The organism is Pseudooceanicola marinus, from assembly GCF_020177265.1.
GTDB lineage: Bacteria > Pseudomonadota > Alphaproteobacteria > Rhodobacterales > Rhodobacteraceae > Pseudooceanicola > Pseudooceanicola marinus_A.
On record NZ_JAIVMC010000004.1, the window covers coordinates 386,584 to 404,316 of the forward strand.

Genomic DNA, 17,733 nt, shown 5'->3' on the forward strand with positions numbered 1-17,733 from the left:
CGTGGCGGGACGGGGCCGTTACTCGGCCAGTTCCGCCTGGTCGAAGTTGTATACGTAGGAGGTGTCGATCCCCCAGTCGCCCACGCGCGGCCCGACGCCGTAGGGTTCGTTGGCCAGCACCATGAAGACGTTGGCGGCCTCGTCGCGCAGGTACTGGCCGATGTCTGTCAGCCGCTGGGTGCGCTTGGCCGGGTCCGTCTCGGCGCCGAGGCCCGCCAGCTTCTCTTCCAGCGTGTCCGAGGTGAAGGAGGCGAAGAGCGACTTGGTCGAGAAGCCCGCCTCGACCCCGTTTTCGGGGTTGGCGAAGGGGAAGCCGCGGTGCGTCATGGCGAAGTCCAGCGGCTTGCCCGAGGTCCATTCGGCGCGGATCGAGGGCCAGTCGCCGGGTTCGATCGTCACGTTGATGCCCACGTCCGCCCAGTAAAGCGCCACCGCCTCGGCCATCAGCGGCAGTTCCGCGCCGGGCGTGGTGGTGAAGGTCTTCAACGTCATGTCGAAGCCGTCCGCGTAGCCCGCCTCGGCCAGCAATTCGCGGGCGCGCTCGGGATCGTAGGGGTAGGGCTCGACCGAATCCCAGGCGGCGATGGGCGTGTCACCGTTGGCCACGGTGCCCTCGCCCTGGAACAGCTCGTCGATGATGGTCTGCTTGTCGACGGCATAGTTCATCGCTTGGCGCACCCGCACGTCGGCCCAGGGGTTGTCGGGGTTGAACCTCTCGGGGTCGGTCTGGACGATGCCGCCCAGGCGGATCACCGGCGACCAGGTCTTCTCGGCCGACACGATCCGCAGGTCACTGCCTTCCAGGCCCGGGATCGAGTCGAAGCTGACCGGGGCGATGTCGGCCTCGCCCGCCTGCAGCATGGCCACGCGCGTGGCCTCCTCCGGCACGGCCTTGAAGCTGATCGTGTCGAAATCGGGTGAGACCCGCCAGTGCTCGACGCCTTCGCGCAGCGACAGGGTGATCTCCGATCCGTCGACGGACTCTGACACCACATAGGGACCGCTGCCGACGGGCATGGCGCTGTCGGCGCCCTCGCCCTGGGCCTCGATGTAGGATTTGCAAACGATGCCGACCTGCTGGGCCTCGCCCATGTAGCCGGTGGCCAGCAGGAAGTCGGGGGCCTTCAGGTTCAGGCGCACCGTGTGTTCATCCACCACCTCGGCGCTGTCGATCACCCGGCGCATGGTCGAGGCGGGGCCGGCGCGGCTGTCCTCGTCGATGATCCGCTCGATGGAATAGGCCACGTCCTCGGCGGTGACGGTGCCGCAGCTGTCGTCGGAAAACGGCACGCCCTCGCGCAGGTGGAACGTCCAGGTCTGGCCCTCGTTCTTCATCTCCCAACTGGTGGCGAGGCCCGGCTGCGCGTTGCCGTCGGCATCCAGGTAGACGAGGTAATCGTAGACCAGGTCGAGGTATGTCTTGCGCTGACCCGACCCCGCCCAAGGGGTCATGGTCTGTTCCGAGAAGGTGGGGATGGCGACGGTCAGTGTCTCCGCCGTCCCCGGTGAGGCGGCGAGCAGCGCGAGCGCGGACGCACCCATCACTGCCGCGCGGCGGCGCGGTGTCAGATGTTTCATTTTTCCTCCCTGCAACCCGGTCGCGGGCCGCTCCTTTAGTGTCCTGAGTGTCCTATCACTGCCTCTCATTGTCAACAATCTTGCGCTGGCCTTTGTCGACCATTCGCGAGATGATGGCCCGAACAGCCCGTGGGGGAGGCGCAGGATGGCGGACGACATGCCGAAACAGGATCTGAGTTCGGAGGGAATCGCGGCGGCGCTGCGCGGCCGAATCCTCAGTGGTGGCTACGGCTTGGGACAGCGGTTGATCGAGATGGATCTGGCGGAGGAGTTCGGGGTCGGGCGCGGACGCGTGCGCGAGGCCTTTCGCATGCTGACCGGCGAGGGTTACCTGGAGTTCGTGGCCAATCGCGGCGTGTTGGTCCGGCGCTATTCACGGGTCGAGCTGATCGAGATGGGCCGCGTGCGTGAGGTGCTGGAGGGGCTGGCGGCGCGTCTGGCGGCCGAGCGGACATTGACCGACGTGCAGCGTCAGGAGCTGGAGGCGGCGCAGGCGCGCATGGATGCGGCCGAGGTGGCGGGCGACCTAGATGCCTTCGGTATGGAAAATCGCGCCTATCACCGGCTGATCGAAGAACTGTCGGGCAATGTGCATGCCTCGGAGTTCATCACGCGCGTGCGTATTCCGCTGATCCGGGTGCAGATGCCTTGGGAGGAGGTGGCGGAATCCGTGGGCCGGTCGAACCGCGGTCACCGGGTGATCACCGCCGCCATCCTGGCGGGCGCGCCCGAGGCGGCCGAGGTGGCCATGCGCACCCATGTGCGGGACGGCAACGCCCATGTGGCGCGCCTGCCCGATGAGGTGTTCGAGGCCCGCTAGGGCCCCGCTAGGTGTGCTCAGAGAAAGCGGACCGGCACCGCGAAGGGGCCGTATTCGGGCCAGGTGGTCATAGGCGTGGGGCCATCGGCCTCGAAGCCGTTGCAGTACTTGGCCCAGCTTTCCAGTGCCGCCTCGATCATCAGCCGCCCGATCGGCTCTCCCGCGCAGCGGTGCGGCCCGCGCCCGAAGGCGATGGCGGGCTTGGGGTTGTCGCGGTCCAGGCGGAACTCGTGCGGGCATTCGAACACCGTCTCGTCACGGTTGGCCGAGGTGAAGCACAGCGCGATCGGCTCATCCTTGCAGATCTTTTCGCCGCCGATCTCCACGTCCCGCGTCGGCGTGCGGGCAAAGCCGCGATAGGGCGTGTAGAGGCGCAGCAGTTCTTCGGTGATCTGCGGCGTTTTCTCCGGGTGGTCCTTCAGCAGCTGGAAGTGTTCGGGGTGGCGGCAGAAATGCACGGCGGCCGAGCCGAGGAAGGTCGTGGGGGCGATGATGCCCACCACCAGCAGCTGCCGAATGGTGCCCAGGATGCCCTGGTCGGGCAGAGGTTCCCCGTCGAAATCCCGCGCAGCCAGAAGGGCGCTGGCCGGGTCTGCGCCGGGGTCGCGGGGGTTTTTCTTGCGGTCGTCGATGATCCCCTGGGCGATGTCGTACAGCACCAGTGAATGCTTCTGGATCGCGTCGAAATCCTTGGTTTGCAGGGCCAGGTTGAAGGCGTGGCCGATTTTGCGGATGCGGAAGGCGCCTTCCTCCGAGATCATGAAGAACTCGGCCAGGACGTGGATCGGCAGGTGGAAGGAGAACTCGCCGCAGATGTCGGCGCGGCCCATGGCGGGGATGTCCTTGAACAGCCGGTCCGAGATCTCGCGCACCACCTTGTTCCAGTGCTGCATCCGTTCCTTGCGGAACAGTGGCGCGATGGCCTTGCGGTAGGGCGTGTGTTCCGGCGGATCCAGGTGCAGCGGCGGGCGGCGTCCGGTGGTGGCGACGCGGGGCACCACGTTCTGCACGGCGGTGGAGTAGAGGGCCGGGTCGGACATCGCGGTCTCGATGTCCTCGTAGCGGGTCAGCATCCAGAACCCCTCCATGTCGTTGGAGTGGGCGACGGGGCAGCGGGCGCGCAGATCGCTGAACAGTTCATGGGCCGCGTCGAAGTCCGAGGGGTCCGTCTCGGCGTCGAAATCGTGGCGCCTGCTGAAACGCTCCGTGCCCTCGGGGGCGCGGCGGTCGTGAATCACCTTGGTCATGGTTTCCTCCCTGATTGTCGACAATGTGGCCGATATGCGTGCTGGGAGCAAGCATTTTGGCGGGCCTGACGGCCGAGCAGGGCCACAAGCGCCACCGCCGGAGGCACAGGGCCCCCGGCGGTCGGGTCAGATCGGTGGATTTTTGGGGCGCGGGCGCCTAGAGCGACGGCAGCCAGAGCACCAGGATGGGCAGGGCGATCAGCAGTGTGACGTGGATCATGTCGGCCAGCACGAAGGGCGCAGTGCCACGAAAGATCGACGACAGCGGGATGTCGCGCGCCACGCCCGACAGGACGTAGACGTTCATGCCCACGGGCGGGGTGATCAGGGCGATCTCGGTCATCCGCACCACCAGCACCCCGAAGAGCACCGCGTCGTAGCCCAGCTCGGTCACCAGCGGGAAGAACAGCGGCACCGTCAGGGTCATCATCGCCGAGGCGTCGAGGATCATCCCGAGGAAGAAATAGACCGCCAGGATCACCAGCAGGATCGCCAGCGGCGCCAGGTCGGCGCCGGCCACCCAGCCGGTCAGCTGCATCGGGATCGTGGTGACCGTGATGAAGGCGTTGAAGACCAGCGCGCCGAAGAGGATGCCGAAGATCATGCCGGTGGTCTTGAAGGTCTCGTAGACCGCATCGACCAGCCGCGCCCAGGTTAGCCGCTTCCGCACGGCGGAGATGATGAGCGCGCCGAAGGCCCCCATGGCGCCGGCCTCGGTCGGGGTAAAGAGGCCGCCGACGATCCCGCCCATGACGAAGAGGAACAGCACGATCACGTCGCCGCAGCCCTTGAACCCCTGCCAGCGGTCGGCCCAGCTGGCGCGCGGGCCGGCGGGGCCTGCCTTTGGGTTCACCCGGCACTGGATCCAGATCACCGTCATGTACATCAGCGCCAGCAGGACGCCCGGGATGATCCCGGCGGCGAACATGTCGCCGATCGAGGTTTCGGTGAGGATGCCGTAGATGATGAACATCCCCGAGGGCGGGATCAGCGAGCCGATGGTGCCGCCCGCCGCGACCGAGCCCGAGGCCAGGGGCAGCGAATAGCCGTGCTTGCGCATTTCCGGCAGGGCCACCAGGCCCATTGTGGCCGTGGTGGCCAGCGACGAGGCATTGACCGCGGCAAAGCCCGCCGAGGCGCCCACCGTGGCCATGGCCAGCCCGCCGCGCCGGTGGCCCAGGCAGCGGGCCGCGAAATCGTACAGATCCTTGCCGATGCCGGACGCGAACAGGATATGCGCCATGAAGAGGAACAGCGGCACCGTACCGATGGCATAGTTGGTGGCCAGGTCGAAGGTGATCACGCCGACCTTGATCAGCACCGCCTTCACCGTCAGCAGCGAGGCGAAGCCGACCACGCCCACCAGGCCCATGGCGAACCCGATGGGCATGCCGAAGGCCAGGAAGGTGAAGAGGACGGCGAGGCCGATCAGGCCCATTTCCACGGGGGTCATTCTGCATGCTCCTGGGGCGTCGAGGGGCCGGTTCCATCCGTGCGGGGCGCGAACCGTTGCAGCGCGCGCAGCACCAGCACGGCAATCAGCAGGCCGGTGGCGCCGACGATCAGCCAGCGGAAGGGGGCGACAGGGATGTCCATCAGCGGGGTCTTTTCCCCCTGGGCGCCATGGCGCTGTGCGTCATGGATGCCGGCCCAGAGCACGAAACCCCAGAAACCGCAGCCCAGAAGCAGCATCAGCCCCTCCAGCCAGTCAGCCAGCCGGGTCGGCAGGGTCTGGGTCAGCAGATCAACCTTCGTATGGGCCCCGTCCCAGGCGGCATAGGCCAGCGACAGGGTGATGGTGGGGATCAGCAGCAGTTCCGACAGCACGTAGGTGCCGGGAAAGGCGATGCCGATGGCGCGGAAGACCACCGTCACCACGATCAGCCCCATCAGGGCCAGCAGGGTCAGCACGCCCATCAGGGCGGAGGCGCGCACCAGCGCGCCGAGCCCGGTTTCAAGGATCTTCAACATGGGTCCTCCCACCCGTCAGGGGGCGAGAGCGACGAGTACGCCGCTCTCGCGGTCCGTCATTCCTCGTGGGCCGCGCGGATCTGCTCCAGCACCTCGGTGCCCGGCTTGCCCATGGCGTCCAGCTCCTCGGCCACCTCGGCAAGCGCCGGCGCAAAGGCCTGGGAGTATTCCGCGACCACCTCGGGGGCGACGCTGTTGAATTCCACGCCTTCCTCTTCGCCATAGGCGCGCCCCTCGGCCTCGGCTTCCATCGACAGCTCCAGCGTGCGCTGGCTCAGCCAGTTGGTGTTGGCGTCGAAGATGGCCTGGATATCCTCCGGCAGGCTCTCCCAGGTGTCCATGTTCACCGCCCGGGACGGATAGGCGCCGCGCGAATGGGGCAGTTCGGAATAATAGCTGACCACCTCGGCGAAGCTGAGGGATTTAAGCGCCTCGTAGGGGGCGATCACCCCGTCCAGGACGCCCTTTTCCAGCGACGGATAGGTTTCCGTCATCGGCATGGTCACCCCCTCTGCGCCGAAGGCCGCCAGCGGCCCGATGAAGTCGACGGCCGAGCGGATGCGCAGCCCCTTCAGATCGTCCAGCGTCTCCAGCGGGGCGTTGCGCAGCAGCAGGTGCATCGGCGTGCCGACGTTGTAGCCCACCACGTGCACGCCCAGTTCTTCCTGGAAGACGGGGTAGTCCTCCACCAGGTCCATGTAGACGCCCAGCACCTTCTGCGGATCGGTGTAGCCGTAGAACATGCCGGGCACCAAGCGGTTCATGTCATAGCCCGACCGCGCGTAGATCGGCGCGATATAGGAGACATCGGCGATGCCGGCGGCCAGTTCGTCCACCCCTTCGCGGCTGGTGATCAGCGCCCGGCCCCAGTAGGGCGTGATCGCCACCCGGCCGTCCGATTGTTCTTCGATCCGGGCGATCCATTCCGCGTCGGCCTGGCCGTAGGGATGAGCCGTCGTATAGGGCGAGGCGTAGGTCAGATTGAAATCCGCCGCGAAGACGGCAGTGGCAGAGGCGCCAAGGGCGATCGCTGCGACGGTCATCGTTACATGTTTCATGGTTCTCCTCCCTGGAAACACGATTGCGTAGATTGCCGGAGTTGTCTCCCCGGTCGGTGGCGCCGGGGCGTCAGCCGCTCAGCGCGGTCATCTCCTCCTGTTCGAGCCCGAGGCGTTCGAGGATCTCGGCATTGTCGTGGCCCGGCAGGGCTGCCGGCCGGGGCGCGGGTTCCCCGCCCAGGCGGACGGGCGGGCCGAGCTGCGGCTGGGGGGTGCCGCCCGGCAGGGTCACCTCGACGACCGCGCCGCGGGTGCGGAACTGTTCCTCCGCCAGCGCCTCGGTCACGTCGTTCACGGGTGCGAACTGGGTGCCGGCCTCGTCGAACAGCGCCAGCCAGTGGGCGCGGGGTTTCTCCGCGAACAACGCCTGCAGCGTCTCGCGGATCTCGTCGCGGCGGCTGGCGTCCAGTTGCAGCGGAATGAAATCCGGGCGTTCCATCACCTCGCAGAACGTCGCCCAGTAGCGGGGCTCCATGTCGGTGGTGCAGAGCCAGCGCCCGTCGGCACAGCGCCAGAGGCCGAGGTCGGCCCGGCGGCTGCCGCGCGGGGGCGCGTCGGCGGGTGTTTCGTAGCGCGACAGAAGGTTAGCGGTCAGCGTCATGGCGCATTCGGTCATCGCCACGTCCACATGGCGCCCCTGGCCGGTGGCGCGGGCCGACATCACGGCGGCCAGCGTGGCAAAGGCCGCGTGACTGCCGGTCAGCACGTCGGCGGCGGGAGTGCCGGGCAGGCCGGGGGCCTCGGGGTCCTCGCCGGTGCGCGACATCACCCCCGACAGGGCCAGCGCCACCGGGTCGTGCCCGGGCTTGTCGCGCAGCGGGCCGGTCTGACCGCAAAGGGTCAGGCTGACGTAGACCAGCGCGGGGTTCAGCGCCCGCAGCGCCTCATATCCGAGGCCGAGGCTTGCCAGAATGCCGGGGCGGTAATCCTCGACCACCACGTCGACCTGCGCCACCAGCCGTTTCAGCACTGCCTGCGCGTCGCTGTCGCCGATGTCGAGCCGCAGGGATTTCTTGCCCCGGGCCAGCATGTCGCGGCCGCGCTGGCGCGCCTGGCCCTCGGCATCCATCTTGTCCCAGCCAAAGACCTTGGCCTGTTTCGCCAGTTCGCGCGGGTTCTCGACCCGGATCACCTCGGCGCCCTGGTCGGCCAGCAGCCAGGTGCAGTAGGGCCCGGGCAGCAGGCGCGAGAAGTCGAGCACGCGCAGACCGTCGAGAGAGGGGGGCAGGGGGGGCGTCATGCGGCGCCCTCCTCGGGGTGCACGGCAAAGAGCGGGCCGCGCGCCAGCTTGCCCTGGGGCGTTTCGACGAAGATGCCGCGCGCCTGCATCTGCGGGCTGTCCGGCACCTCGGCCAGCTTGGTGATCGGCGACAGGCCCCAGCCCAGCTTCAGCGACCAGTCGCCGAGCCGGGCGCGGGTATGGCGCGCGAAGAAGGCGCCGACCAGGTCCTGCCAGCGGTCGATGATCGCCTGATCGGTGTCGGCCACCAGGATGTCCTCCCAGACGATCTCGGCCAGTTCCCCGGCGCAGCCTTCCTCGTCCATGACCCGGACCACGGCGCGCATCATGCCGGGGTTGTCGATCATCGACCAGGTGACGTAGCCATCGGCGCAGGGCCAGACTTGGCGCACGCCGGAGGCGCCGCGCACCAGCTTGTTGCCCACCCGGCGGCCAATGCGGCCGGTCCATTCGTACATCACCGCCTCGCGGTAGTTGGCCAGGGTCACCGATTGCAGACCCGAAACCGGAATGCGCTGGCCCCGGCCGGTCCGGGCCCGGGCGCGCAGACCCATCAGGGCGGCGGTGGCCACCTGGATCCCGGTCAGGGCATAGGCCTGTTCGCCGGGCAGGCGCAGGGGCGGGTCCTCGGCGGTGCCGATCACATGCATCAGCCCCGAAGCCGCCATCAGCGTCAGGTCGGTGGCAGGGCGGGGCGACGTCGCCTCGGGCCAGGCCGTGGCGACCACGTGGACCAGCTGCGGCTGCGTGGCGGCCAGGGCGTCCACCTCGGCGCGGGGGGTGCGGCGGCGGTCGTCCAGCAGCACATCGGCACCGGCAAGCAGCTCGGCCAGGGGGGTGGATGATGCGGGGGAGTACCGCATCCCCCCGTGCCACGCCGCCTGCCGGATCTCTGTCACCTCGCCCGTGTCGGCCAGGGTCACATCGGCGCCCAGCCGGGCCAGCATCTCGCCGCCGAAGTCGACCAGCCGGTCGGCCAGCACGACGACCTTCAGGCCGGTCAGCAGAGCGGGGGTTGGGGTCTTGGCGCTCATGCCAGGGCTCCTTCCTCGGTCAGGCGGGCGATGTCGTCTGCGCTCAGCCCGATCTCGGCGAAGACCTCGGCGTTGTGCTGGCCCAAGCAGGGCGAGGCGGTGATCGCCACGGGGGTGTCGGGCAGGTGGTAGGGCGGCGTGGGCATGCGCGCGGGGCCGATGACCGGGTGATCGGTGGGGGCGAAGTGGCCTGCGGCCTGCAGAGCGGCGCTTTCGGCCACGCCCTTGCCGTCCAGCACCATCGAGGCGGGCACGCCAGCCGCGACAAGTGCCTGTTCCAGTGTCGCGCCATTGTGCGGAGCGGTCAGATCCGACAGGTCCTGGCGCAGCACCGGCGCGGCGGCGCGGCGCGCGCCCGCATCGGGATAGCGGGTCGCCAGATCGCCTGCGTCGAGCACAGCGCAAAGGGCGCGCCACTGGCTGTCATCCTCGCAGGCGATGGCGATCCAGGCGTCCTCGCCCGCACAGGGGAAGACCCCGTGCGGCGCCATGACGGGATCATCGTTGGCGGGCTTCTCCTCGGGCATCCCGGCGAAGAGGTCACCGGCCACATGCACCATGGATTCGATCTGGCTGACATCGACGTGGCAGCCCTGGCCGGTGCGGTCGCGGGCCTCCAGCGCCGAGAGGATCGCCACGGTCAGGAACATCGGAGCCACCACATCGCCATAGGCCAGGGGCGGCATATGTGGCTCGGTCCCGGGCCAGCCGGTCATGTCCGCATGGCCCGACTGCGCGGCGGCGATATTGCCGTAGCCGCGAAAGCCCGCCATCGGCCCGGTGCGCCCGGCGACAGAGACGGAAGCCAGGATGATCCCGGGCCGGATCTGTTGCAGGGTCTCATAACCCAGGCCGATGCGGTCCATGTAGCCGGGGCCGAAGTTCTCGACCACCAAATCGGCCCAGGCCACCAGCCGCTTGGCCACCTCGACCCCCGCCGGATCGGAGAGGTTGATGGTGACGCTTTTCTTCGAGGTATTGGTCTGGGCGAAGAAGACCGAGGCGTCGTGGTTCTTCGACTGCCCCTCGGCGAAGGGGGGCGAACGGCGGCCCAGATCGAGGCGCCGCGCGCTTTCGATCTTCACCACCGTGGCACCATTGTCGGCCAGGTCCTTTGTGGCGCGGGGGCCTGCGCCGACCCAGCTGAAATCCGCGATTTTCAGACCGTGAAGGGCTCCGGTCATGTTCTGTCCTCCAAATTGTCGAGGGCCTCTGTCACCTGCGCCACCACCGCCTCGCGGTCCCAGTCGCGCGGGTCGACCATGTCCGACCAGACCTCGATCACCGTGACGCCCGCTGCCTCCAGCGCCTGTTTGACGAAGAGGGAGCCGTAGCCCGAGAAGCGGTCATGTTCGGGGATCAGCAGCAGCGCCACGTCGATGCGATAGCGTTTGGCCTGTTCGACCATCCAGGCGTTGACCCAGGGCGGCTGGTGCAGTTGTTCGTTCATCGCCGAGACCCGCGCCGCGAGCGCCCGCAGCGGGTCGCCATGGTCCTCGCGGATATAGCCGTCGGCGGCGAAGGGCAGGTACATCGACCAGGCGAAGGTGGCGCCGTGGCTGTCCTCGAAGGCCTTGTAGAACGACGTGTCGAACCACAGCCCCGCACCGATCCACATCATGCGGATCCTCTCGTTCGGGCAGGCGGCGTGGCCGTCCCGGATTCGCTCTGCCACCTCGTCGCGGAAGGTCTCGACGTGCTGCAGGGCCCAGTCCGATCCGCGATGCCATTGCGGGATCATCACATTGGGCATCTGCTCCCCGATGCCCACGGGCACCTTGGGCGCTTCGGCTATCATCTGGCTGACCTCGTCCAGGATCTTCTCCTGCTGGTCGATGCGATCCATGTAGGCGGCGAAGGCGTCACGCTCGAAGGTGCGGCCGGTCATCTCTTCCACCGCGCCGATCAGCTCCTCGATCTCGGCTACCATCAGGTCCAGCCGGGCGGTGCCGTAGAAATCTTCCCAGTTGCTGCGCGCCTGCACCCACCAGTCAGGAGCGGGGTCGGGCACGGCGGGCGCCGAAAGCAGGTGCAGCGGTGCGCCGGTCTTGTCTGACCACAGCTGGAAGATGCGGGCGTGTTCGTCGGAACTGGCCCTGGCGCAAAGCAGGGCGGGGGCGGGCAGGCCGCCCCAGGGCTGACGCTCGGCGTCGCCCTCCAGCAGGGCCATCAGCGGCAGCGAGGAATACTTCGGCAGATGGCGGTGAAAGCCCGCGTCCTCCATCCAGTCGAAGTAGAAGGGCGCCTGCTGTTTCGCGGCGATGACGGCGGACCACCATTGGTTGGTGACCATCGGCACGTCCATGAAATGGAAGATCTCATGCGGCGTGTCGGCATTGACGAAGGCAAAGGGCGCGCCTTGGGTGATCTCGGCCCTGAGGCCCTTGATCCAGTCGCGCTGATAGCTGGTGGCGGCGGCGGCCATGGTCATGCGAGGGCCTCCTCGATACGGCTGTGGGCGGTGTCGATCCAGGCGGCGTCGGGCCGGAAGGGGCGCAGGGGCAGCCGGGCGAAGCGCGTGCCCTGGTCCGCCAGGTCGCGAGCCAGGGTCGGCAGGTCCCAACCGAAGCTGTCGTCGTTGCGATCGGGCGAGGCGATGACCAGGTCGCAGTCCGCCAGCCCGGTGCGCAGGGCCTCGCCATAGCGGCGCGGCGGGTTGGCACGAATGTGCAGCGGCGCCTTGGCCACGTCGCGCAGCAGGCTCTCTGCCTGGCCCAGGTGCTGGCCGGGCCAGGGATCACCATAGGGGGTCAGGTCGGCGGTGACGTGGCCGAAGTGGCGGGCCAGATCATGCATCAGCGGCAGGTCGCAGGCGGTGCCGATCAACCCGATGCGCAGGCCGGTCTGCGGCTCCTCCACCGTCTCGACGGTGTCGAGCAGCGCGGCATGGGTCTCGGCCTCCAGCCAGCGGCCGGCGTTGCGCAGGGCGAAGAGGTCGGGGTGGCCATCCAGCCGGGCCAGCGCCTGCGCCCGGGCCTCCTCGCGGGTCAGGGCCTCGGTCAGGGCGTCAGGTGACAGGGCCGCGCCTGCAGCCTCCGCCAGGGCGGCGTCCAGCCGTTCCGCCTCTGTGGCGTTGAACCGGGCAATCGCCTCGCTCTGCCCGTGCAGCAGGTTCCAGAGGTGCAGGCGCGGGCCGTTCGGGGGGGCATGGCCCAAGCGACGCAATTCGGTGGCGTACTGGTAGGCGGTCAGCCCGGCCACGTCGTCGCGGGCAAAGACGATCATCGCGTAGTGGTCGAAGGCGCCGGCGGCGAAGCGATGCAGGAAGCGCGCGGTGAAATCGTCGAGGAAGCCTTCGGCCACGCGGCTCACCGCGGCGACCTGCGGCCCTGTCGCGGCATCCGCCAGCGGCGGCGCCTTCACCTCGACGGCGCGCGCGCCGGTGGCCCGGATCAGCGCCTCGGGCAGACCGTCGCCGAAGGTGCCGACCAAGGGCGCCCCAGATGGCTTGACGTGATCCGCCCGGTCGCGAAAGGCGCGCATGAGCTCTTCCATCGCTGGCACGATGTTCCTCCTCCCTTAGTCGAGGGGCGCGGCTGGTCTCCTCCCTGCCGCGGGCCTCCAATTGGTTCACTTTGGAAACTGTTTGCCCCCTTTGTCAACTCCCGAAATTGACAGGATCGCCTCCTGCGGCTAGCCAATCTGAAAGCCGGGGATTGGTCATGAGTGAAGAAAAGTCCGAAAAAACAGATGGATCGGAGGTGTCGCTGGGTCACCTTGCGACGGATATTTCCTTTGTCACCCGGGTGTTGCGGGCGCAGCTGCTGGAACAGACGGGCGATTTCTTCGAGAAGCACGGCGTTGCTTCGGGGCAGGTCGCGCTGCTGAACCTGATCGCTCTGAACCCCGGTGTCTCGCAGAAGGAACTGGCCGAGGCGGTGGTTCTGAAGAAATCCGCCCTGACCAAGGCCATCAATGAGCTGGAGCGCAGCGGGCTGATCGAGCGGCGCAAGGCCGGCGGCGACCAGCGGTACAATGCCCTGCACCTGAGCGAGCAGGGCCTGGCCCGCGTGGCCGCGATGCGAACCGACATGCTGGGGCTTCAGGATACGATCCTGGGCGTGCTGAGCGACGCCGAACGGGCACAGCTTTTCGACATGATCTGGCGGGTGATCCGCAGCCTCTGAGGGCCGCTGCGTCAGCGGCCTGGGCTGGGCGCTTGACAATCCATCTCCATACGGTTTCCATGGTGAACTAATTTGGAGGAGAGGGAGAGGACCATGGCGCAGCCGCTCGCGGGGGTCAGAATCGCCGATTTCAGTCATGTGATCGCGGGTCCCCTGGCCACGCAGTTCCTGTGCCTGCTGGGGGCGGAGGTCATCAAGATCGAGCCGCCGGCGGGCGACGCCATGCGGTACTACACCCGGGCAGAGGCGCGCCGGGGCATGGCCGAGCCCTTCGTCGGGGCCAATGCCGGCAAGAAATCCGTGGTGCTGGACCTGAAAAGCGAGGAGGGCCGCGAGGCCGCACAGGCCATCGTCGCCAGCGCCGACATACTGGTGGAGAACTTCCGCCCCGGCGTCGCCGCACGTCTGGGGCTGGGGGAGGAGGAGTTGCGCGCCGCGCATCCGGGGCTGATCTACTGCTCCGTCTCGGGCTTCGGCCAGGCCGGCCCGATGCGGGACTACCCGGCGATCGACCAGGTGATCCAGTCCATGTCGGGGCTGATGTACCTCTCCGGGCAGGAGGGCGACCCGGCGCAGCGCGTGGGCTTCCCCATCGTCGACACCTACACGGCCCTGCTGACGGCCTTTGCCGTTCTGGCCGCCTACACGCAGCGGCAGGCGGATCCGCAGGGGCAGGGACAGGCCATCGACGTGTCGATGCTCGATGCGACGATGGTGCTGATGTCCTCGGTCATCAGCCCCTACCTGCTGACCGGCGCCGAACCGGTCCGGGCCGGCAATCGCGGCTTTTCGGGCGCACCCACGGCCGACACTTTCGACACCGCCGACGGTGAGATCACCATCGGTGCCGTGCAGCAGGTGCAGGTGGAGCGGCTGTTCCGCGCCATGGATCTGGCGGATCTGCTGGAGGACGCCCGTTTCGCCACCCCGCCCGCGCGGCTGGCCCATGACGCCGAGTTGCAGGCGATCTTGCGCGCCCGTTTCGCCACCCGCAGCGCCAGCGACTGGGAAAATGTATTGGCGGGGGCCGGTGTGCCCGCCGGCAAGGTGCGCCCCCTGGCCGAGGCGATGGAAATGCCGCAGATCCAGGGGCGCGATCTGTTCCTCGACGTGCCGGATCCGGTCTCCGGCGACAGCGCGCAGATCCTCAACGCGGGCTTCCGCTTTGCCCATGACGGCCCTGGCGTCAGCGCCCCCGCGCCGGGCCTCGGTCAACATACCGAAGAGATCCTGGCCGCCCTGCGCAGCCGCGCCTGAGCCTTCAGGCGTGGGCCCTACGCCCCGTTCCCTGCCTGGGTGCGGGGCGTTTGCCTGCGCACACCCTGCGCCGCAACCCTCTGGCATGTCGGTGCTTTTCAGACGGGGATCGGCTGCGGGGCGCGCGGCTTGGCAATCGTCGCAGGAATTTCCGCGAAACGTAGCAAAACTGACATGGAAGTCCGCTCAACTGAGCATGTGAAATGCTGAAGTGAGCACCATGGACCGCAAGGAACAGATTCTGCAGCTGGCGCGCCGCGAGGGCCGCGTGATGGTCGACGGGCTGGCCGAGGCCTTCGGCGTCTCCGCCCATACCATCCGCCGCGACATCAACGCGCTCTGCGAAGAGGCCAAGCTGCGGCGCCTGCACGGGGGGGCGGAATATATCGAGGGCCAGGCGAACCTGCCCTACCACGCCCGCGCGGTGCTGAACTTCGACGAGAAATCGGCCATCGCGCGCGAGGTGGCCCAGGTCATTCCCGACGGGGCGACGCTGTTCATTTCCATCGGGACGACGCCGGCCATTGTCGCCGGGGCGCTGGCCGAGAAGCAGGCGCTGACGGTCATCACCAACAACCTGAACGCGGCCCTGGCGCTGTCGGAAAACCCCGGCAACCGGATCATCCTGCCGGGCGGAGAGATGCGCCTGCCGGATCGTGACATCCTGGGGCCGGAAGCGGTGGAGCTGTTCCGAACCTACCGGGCAGATTTCGGCATCTATGGTGTCGGTGGCATAGACCATGACGGCAGTCTGCTGGATTTCAACGCCGCCGAGGTGCAGATGCGCGAACAGATGCGGGCCAATTCCCGCCGCTCGATCCTTGTCGCCGACCGGACGAAATTCGGCCGCCGCGCCGCGGCCGTGGGCGGCCAGCTGGACGAGGCGGGGATGGTCGTGCTGGACCGAGCGCCGGGGGCAGACTGGCAGCCGCTGCTGGATGCCTACCCGGGCAAGCTGGTGCTGGCGATGGAGCAGGTTCATGTCTGATCCCTTCGTCGAGCTGCACGAGATCCGCCGCCAATGGGACGGCAAGGGCGGGGTGCGCGGCGTCTCGCTTTCGGTGCCGCGTGGTGCCTTCGTGTCGATCCTGGGCCCCTCGGGCTGCGGCAAGTCCACGCTGCTGCGCCTGCTGGCCGGGCTGGAGGTGCCGCAATCCGGGCAGATCCTGATCGGCGGGCAGGACGTGACCCATGCCGCGCCCTCGGCGCGCGGCCTGTCGATGGTGTTCCAGAGCTATGCGCTCTTCCCCCACCTGTCGGTGCGCGAAAACATCCTGTTTGGCATGAAGGTCCGCCGGGCCAGCCGCGCGGCCCAGGCCGAGAAGCTGGCCGAGGCGGTGGCGATGACCGGCCTTGAGGGGCTGGAGGATCGCAAGCCCGGCGCGCTTTCTGGCGGCCAGCGGCAACGCGTGGCCCTGGCCCGCGCCGTGGTGGCGGGCCATCCCCTGTGCCTGATGGACGAGCCTCTGTCGAACCTCGACGCCAAGCTGCGCCATTCGGTGCGCCGCGACATCAAGGCCCTGCAACGGCGCCTGGGCCTGACCGTGGTCTATGTCACCCATGACCAGTCCGAGGCGATGTCGCTGTCGGACCACGTGGTGCTGATGAAGGACGGCGCGGTACAGCAGCAGGGACACCCGGAAGACCTCTATACTCGTCCCGCAACGCCCTTCGTGGCCGAGTTCATCGGTGACCCGCCCATGGCCCTGGTCGAGGGCGCGGCCCTGGGGCAGGCAGCGGCGCAGATCGGCATCCGGGTCGAGAAGATCGAGCGCGCGCATGTGGACGACGCAGATCTGGTGGCCCATGTGGAGGCCTGCGAGTTTCTGGGCGGCGAGACCCGGGTGCTGCTGAGTCATCCCCGGGCGCGCGGTCTTGGCCTGATCCTGACCGGGCGGCGCGAGCTGGCCCCGGGCACGGCCCTGGGCCTGGCCCTGCCGGACGAACACCGGGTCCTTTTCCCCGCACCGGGCGGACAAAAGGACCCGCAGCAGAATTACGGGGCGACCGATCGCCAAACCGCGCCCCGTGATGGCCGAAAGGCCCCATCCCAGCAGACCGAAGAGGTATCCCGATGATCCGCCAAGTTTCTGCCGCGGCCATGCTCGCCGCCGGCGCCCTTGCCGTCAACCCGGCCAGCGCCACCGAACTGACCATGTATTACCCGATCGCCGTGGGCGGCCCGCTGACCAAGGTGGTCGACGGCATGGTCGAGGAATTCGAGGCCGCGAACCCCGACATCACCGTCAACGCGATCTACGCCGGCAACTACGACGACACCCGCATCAAGGCCCTGGCGGCGCTGAACGCGGGCGAACCCGCGCAGCTGGCCGTCATGTTCTCCATCGACGCCTATGACCTGATCGAACAGGACATGATCGTGCCCTTCGACGACGTGCTGGGCGAAGGTGGCCAGGACTGGATCGACAGCTTCTACCCCGGGCTGATGGCCAACGGCCAGGTCGAGGGCAAGACCTGGGGCATCCCGTTCCAGCGTTCCACCATCGTGGCCTATTACAACAAGGACATGTTCGCCGAGGCGGGCTTGGACCCCGAGCACGCCCCGGAAACCTGGGACGAGATGGTCGAGATGGGCCGCGCCCTGACCAATGACGACCACTACGGCCTGATGATCCCCTCGACCGGCTACCCTTACTGGATGTTCCAGGCCCTGGCCGTTCAGAACGGGATCGAGCTGATGTCGGGCGACGGTCTGGAAACCTATTTCGACGCCCCCGAGGCGGTCGAGGCGCTGGACTTCTGGAAGTCGCTCTCGGTTGACGAGGGCATCATGCCCGAAGGCACCGTCGAGTGGGGCACCCTGCGCCAGGCCTTCCTGGAAGGGCAGACCGCGATGATGTGGCATTCCACCGGCAACCTGACCGCGGTGAAGAACGCGGCCGAGTTCGACTTCGGCGTCGCCATGCTGCCCGCCAATGTGCAACCCGGCTCGCCAACGGGCGGCGGCAACTTCTACCTCTTCAAGGATAGCACCGATGAGGAAAAGGCCGCCGCGCTGAAGCTGATCCAGTTCATGACCCAGCCGGAGAAGGCCGCCGAGTGGTCCATCGCCACTGGCTACATGGGCGTCTCCCCCGCCGCCTATGAGACCGAGGCCCTGCAGGCCTATGCCGAGGAGTTCCCCCCGGCGCTGGTCGCCCGGGATCAGCTGGAAGTGGCGGTGGCCGAGTTTTCGACCTTCGAGACGGCCCGTGTCCGCGAAGGGCTGAACAACGCCATCCAGTCCACCCTGACCGGCGAGACCTCGGCCGAGGAGGCCCTGGGCGAGGCGCAATCCGCCGCCGAGCGCCTGCTGCGCGCCTACCAGTAACCAAATCCCCGGGGGCCTGCGGGCCCCCGGCTGTACTCCCCTCGGGGGCCTGCGGGCCCCCGGATCCCGT

General features: G+C 68.1%; 16 protein-coding genes. 6 read left to right on the plus strand and 10 right to left on the minus strand.

Going from position 1 to position 17,733, the window contains the following annotated elements; translation table 11 throughout:
• Positions 1-18: 18 nt before the first annotated feature.
• Positions 19-1,578, minus strand: a complete 1,560-nt coding sequence (locus LC066_RS08940; RefSeq protein WP_224898096.1) for an ABC transporter substrate-binding protein — start codon at positions 1,576-1,578, stop codon at positions 19-21.
• Between the two features lie 145 nt (positions 1,579-1,723).
• Here LC066_RS08940 and LC066_RS08945 point away from each other — a divergent pair, with 145 nt between their 5' ends.
• Complete coding sequence (locus tag LC066_RS08945; protein ID WP_224898098.1) at positions 1,724-2,398, plus strand: GntR family transcriptional regulator; 675 nt, start codon at positions 1,724-1,726, stop codon at positions 2,396-2,398.
• Positions 2,399-2,415: 17 nt separating this feature from the next.
• Here the strand turns inward: LC066_RS08945 and LC066_RS08950 are convergent, their stop codons facing one another.
• From LC066_RS08950 to LC066_RS08990, 9 genes are all read right to left on the minus strand, one after another.
• On the minus strand, positions 2,416-3,645 hold the full coding sequence (locus tag LC066_RS08950; protein WP_224898099.1) for a cytochrome P450: 1,230 nt from the start codon (positions 3,643-3,645) through the stop codon (positions 2,416-2,418).
• Between the two features lie 157 nt (positions 3,646-3,802).
• Entirely contained in the window at positions 3,803-5,098 is a 1,296-nt protein-coding gene (locus LC066_RS08955) for a TRAP transporter large permease (RefSeq protein ID WP_224898101.1), read from the minus strand.
• Positions 5,095-5,616, minus strand: coding sequence for a TRAP transporter small permease (locus LC066_RS08960; RefSeq protein ID WP_085889800.1), 522 nt, complete (start codon positions 5,614-5,616; stop codon positions 5,095-5,097). Before LC066_RS08960 ends, LC066_RS08955 begins: the two co-directional genes overlap by 4 nt.
• Positions 5,617-5,672: 56 nt before the next feature.
• The gene (locus LC066_RS08965) at positions 5,673-6,674 is read right to left on the minus strand and encodes a TRAP transporter substrate-binding protein (RefSeq protein ID WP_224898103.1); all 1,002 of its coding nucleotides are present in this window, start codon (positions 6,672-6,674) and stop codon (positions 5,673-5,675) included.
• Between the two features lie 70 nt (positions 6,675-6,744).
• A complete protein-coding gene (locus tag LC066_RS08970; RefSeq protein WP_224898105.1) occupies positions 6,745-7,914 on the minus strand; it encodes a CaiB/BaiF CoA transferase family protein in 1,170 nt (389 codons plus the stop codon).
• Entirely contained in the window at positions 7,911-8,948 is a 1,038-nt protein-coding gene (locus LC066_RS08975) for a CoA transferase (RefSeq protein WP_224898107.1), read from the minus strand. Before LC066_RS08975 ends, LC066_RS08970 begins: the two co-directional genes overlap by 4 nt.
• Complete coding sequence (locus LC066_RS08980; RefSeq protein WP_224898109.1) at positions 8,945-10,132, minus strand: CaiB/BaiF CoA transferase family protein; 1,188 nt, start codon at positions 10,130-10,132, stop codon at positions 8,945-8,947. The genes LC066_RS08975 and LC066_RS08980 overlap by 4 nt, the downstream gene beginning before the upstream one ends.
• On the minus strand, positions 10,129-11,379 hold the full coding sequence (locus tag LC066_RS08985) for a 2-hydroxyacyl-CoA dehydratase family protein (RefSeq protein ID WP_224898111.1): 1,251 nt from the start codon (positions 11,377-11,379) through the stop codon (positions 10,129-10,131). Before LC066_RS08985 ends, LC066_RS08980 begins: the two co-directional genes overlap by 4 nt.
• Positions 11,376-12,452, minus strand: a complete 1,077-nt coding sequence (locus tag LC066_RS08990; protein WP_224898113.1) for a hypothetical protein — start codon at positions 12,450-12,452, stop codon at positions 11,376-11,378. Before LC066_RS08990 ends, LC066_RS08985 begins: the two co-directional genes overlap by 4 nt.
• A gap of 158 nt (positions 12,453-12,610) precedes the next feature.
• Between LC066_RS08990 and LC066_RS08995 the strand changes: the two genes are divergently transcribed.
• The 5 genes from LC066_RS08995 (at position 12,611) to LC066_RS09015 (ending at position 17,663) form a co-directional block, all read left to right on the plus strand.
• Positions 12,611-13,075 carry a MarR family winged helix-turn-helix transcriptional regulator gene (locus LC066_RS08995; RefSeq protein WP_224898115.1) on the plus strand — a complete coding sequence of 155 codons (465 nt, stop codon included), beginning with the start codon at positions 12,611-12,613 and terminating at the stop codon, positions 13,073-13,075.
• Positions 13,076-13,168: 93 nt separating this feature from the next.
• A complete protein-coding gene (locus tag LC066_RS09000; RefSeq protein ID WP_224898117.1) occupies positions 13,169-14,332 on the plus strand; it encodes a CaiB/BaiF CoA transferase family protein in 1,164 nt (387 codons plus the stop codon).
• Positions 14,333-14,552: 220 nt separating this feature from the next.
• Positions 14,553-15,320 carry a DeoR/GlpR family DNA-binding transcription regulator gene (locus tag LC066_RS09005; RefSeq protein WP_224898163.1) on the plus strand — a complete coding sequence of 256 codons (768 nt, stop codon included), beginning with the start codon at positions 14,553-14,555 and terminating at the stop codon, positions 15,318-15,320.
• Entirely contained in the window at positions 15,313-16,410 is a 1,098-nt protein-coding gene (locus tag LC066_RS09010) for an ABC transporter ATP-binding protein (protein WP_224898119.1), read from the plus strand. Before LC066_RS09005 ends, LC066_RS09010 begins: the two co-directional genes overlap by 8 nt.
• A complete protein-coding gene (locus tag LC066_RS09015) occupies positions 16,407-17,663 on the plus strand; it encodes an ABC transporter substrate-binding protein (protein ID WP_224898121.1) in 1,257 nt (418 codons plus the stop codon). The genes LC066_RS09010 and LC066_RS09015 overlap by 4 nt, the downstream gene beginning before the upstream one ends.
• Positions 17,664-17,733: the final 70 nt, after the last annotated feature.

Coding starts and splice junctions, on each gene's coding strand:
- LC066_RS09005 (WP_224898163.1), top strand. CDS start 14,553: ATGGACCGCAAGGAACAGATTCTGCAGCTGGCGCGCCGCGAGGGCCGC.
- LC066_RS08985 (WP_224898111.1), bottom strand. CDS start 11,379: ATGACCATGGCCGCCGCCGCCACCAGCTATCAGCGCGACTGGATCAAG.
- LC066_RS08970 (WP_224898105.1), bottom strand. CDS start 7,914: ATGACGCCCCCCCTGCCCCCCTCTCTCGACGGTCTGCGCGTGCTCGAC.
- LC066_RS09015 (WP_224898121.1), top strand. CDS start 16,407: ATGATCCGCCAAGTTTCTGCCGCGGCCATGCTCGCCGCCGGCGCCCTT.
- LC066_RS08955 (WP_224898101.1), bottom strand. CDS start 5,098: ATGACCCCCGTGGAAATGGGCCTGATCGGCCTCGCCGTCCTCTTCACC.
- LC066_RS08945 (WP_224898098.1), top strand. CDS start 1,724: ATGGCGGACGACATGCCGAAACAGGATCTGAGTTCGGAGGGAATCGCG.
- LC066_RS08980 (WP_224898109.1), bottom strand. CDS start 10,132: ATGACCGGAGCCCTTCACGGTCTGAAAATCGCGGATTTCAGCTGGGTC.
- LC066_RS08995 (WP_224898115.1), top strand. CDS start 12,611: ATGAGTGAAGAAAAGTCCGAAAAAACAGATGGATCGGAGGTGTCGCTG.
- LC066_RS08960 (WP_085889800.1), bottom strand. CDS start 5,616: ATGTTGAAGATCCTTGAAACCGGGCTCGGCGCGCTGGTGCGCGCCTCC.
- LC066_RS09010 (WP_224898119.1), top strand. CDS start 15,313: ATGTCTGATCCCTTCGTCGAGCTGCACGAGATCCGCCGCCAATGGGAC.
- LC066_RS08950 (WP_224898099.1), bottom strand. CDS start 3,645: ATGACCAAGGTGATTCACGACCGCCGCGCCCCCGAGGGCACGGAGCGT.
- LC066_RS09000 (WP_224898117.1), top strand. CDS start 13,169: ATGGCGCAGCCGCTCGCGGGGGTCAGAATCGCCGATTTCAGTCATGTG.
- LC066_RS08940 (WP_224898096.1), bottom strand. CDS start 1,578: ATGAAACATCTGACACCGCGCCGCCGCGCGGCAGTGATGGGTGCGTCC.
- LC066_RS08965 (WP_224898103.1), bottom strand. CDS start 6,674: ATGAAACATGTAACGATGACCGTCGCAGCGATCGCCCTTGGCGCCTCT.
- LC066_RS08975 (WP_224898107.1), bottom strand. CDS start 8,948: ATGAGCGCCAAGACCCCAACCCCCGCTCTGCTGACCGGCCTGAAGGTC.